This is a genomic window from Micromonospora yasonensis, from assembly GCF_026013475.1.
GTDB lineage: Bacteria > Actinomycetota > Actinomycetes > Mycobacteriales > Micromonosporaceae > Micromonospora > Micromonospora yasonensis.
This window is the reverse complement of the sequence record NZ_JAPDPH010000456.1, coordinates 1-1,364: the sequence shown is the minus strand read 5'-3', so window position 1 is coordinate 1,364 and position 1,364 is coordinate 1. Positions and strand designations below refer to the sequence as shown.

1 protein-coding gene is annotated in these 1,364 nt (G+C 56.6%); it reads left to right on the top strand.

Going from position 1 to position 1,364, the window contains the following annotated elements:
- Positions 1–58: 58 nt before the first annotated feature.
- Positions 59–1,364 (top strand): alpha-L-fucosidase (locus ONA70_RS36290; protein ID WP_265010990.1); only part of this gene is annotated, 1,306 nt, incomplete at its 3' end.

The following is a 1,364-nucleotide window of genomic DNA, read 5'->3' as shown; positions in this document are numbered from 1 at the left end:
CACCGTTCAGGTTACTGACCGCAACGGGAACAGCGCATCAAAAGCCTTCACTGTTGCGGTGAAGGAACGCCCGAACAAATGGTTCGAGGAAGGCAGGGTCGGAGCGCTGACCCATGCCACCCCGACCTACAACTATTTCGTGGATCCAAACTTCTCAGCTGATCGATGGGCAGCGAGAGCCAAGCGTCAAGGACACTCATTGGTGTCGATTGAATCGCTACAGCAGAATTATTTCTGGCCGTCGAAGTTTGCGGATCCACAGCATATCCGGCAGGAGTACCTTCCGAAGGATGAAAACGGCAAGGTAGTAGACGGGTTAAAGCAGTTCGAGCTGGCAGTTAAGCGTTACGGCATGAAGTTCGGCCTGTACTATGCGACCGAGGGCGGCGGCCTGAGGCATTACTCCACTGATGTGTTCATGCAGAATGTGGAGGATCTGATTCTGCGCTACGCTCCGGCATACCTCTATTTTGACGGCCCGCAGGCAATGCCTAATGCCAACTATGACGTGATGTACAGTCTCGTGCGCGATTACAGCGATGAGATCATCGTTGACTCGAATGCCTGGGGCGCAGAGTACGGCGACCCGGATCTGAGGACCGGAGAAGCATCCGGTATCTATGCGAACGCAAGAGCGAATCACCTGGTCAAGCGCGCCACCATGGAACCGTGGAAAATGATTCGCACCAAGAATCAGCAGTCCCCGTACTATGGGCAGCGCGATGACTTCAGGCTGGTCTCCAAGGAAATGATCATGAATGCGGGGCGAGGCTACGTCGACAACAATGACCAGTCGGTTATCGACAGCCGAGGGCCTAACTGGCACTCTCCCGAGGAAATTGCCACAAGGTATCCGAGGGGCGTGCAGGAATTCATCGATGTGAGAGAGGGCCTGGCCAGCTGGTTCGCCCCGCAGGGTAGGCCGGAGAGGCACGAGTCCACGACCGGCACGACCCCATACTTCCTGTCGGGTTACGGTTACGAGGACGACGGGAGGGGAAACTACGAAAAGTTCGCCTTCCCGAACAGCACGACCGGCCCGCAGTGGGGTTACGCAACCTCCAGGGATAACAACATCTATCTCCATGTCATGAAGGGCCCAGACGGTAAGAAGGGCTTCGACGCAATTGCCGAAAGGTCATTGACCATTCGCCCGGTCAACGATCGGGTGACATCGGTGACGTGGCTGAACAGAGATATCCCGGTCACGTCGTTCAGGCAGCAGGGCGACAGCCTGACGATCAATCTCGCCAATGTTCAGGAAGATCCGATCGATACGATCATCAAGATCGTGACGGACAACCCGGCGCGAAAGTACAAGCTGACCAACGTCGTCGCGAGCGGTGAGCGGTTGGCGCCCGCGG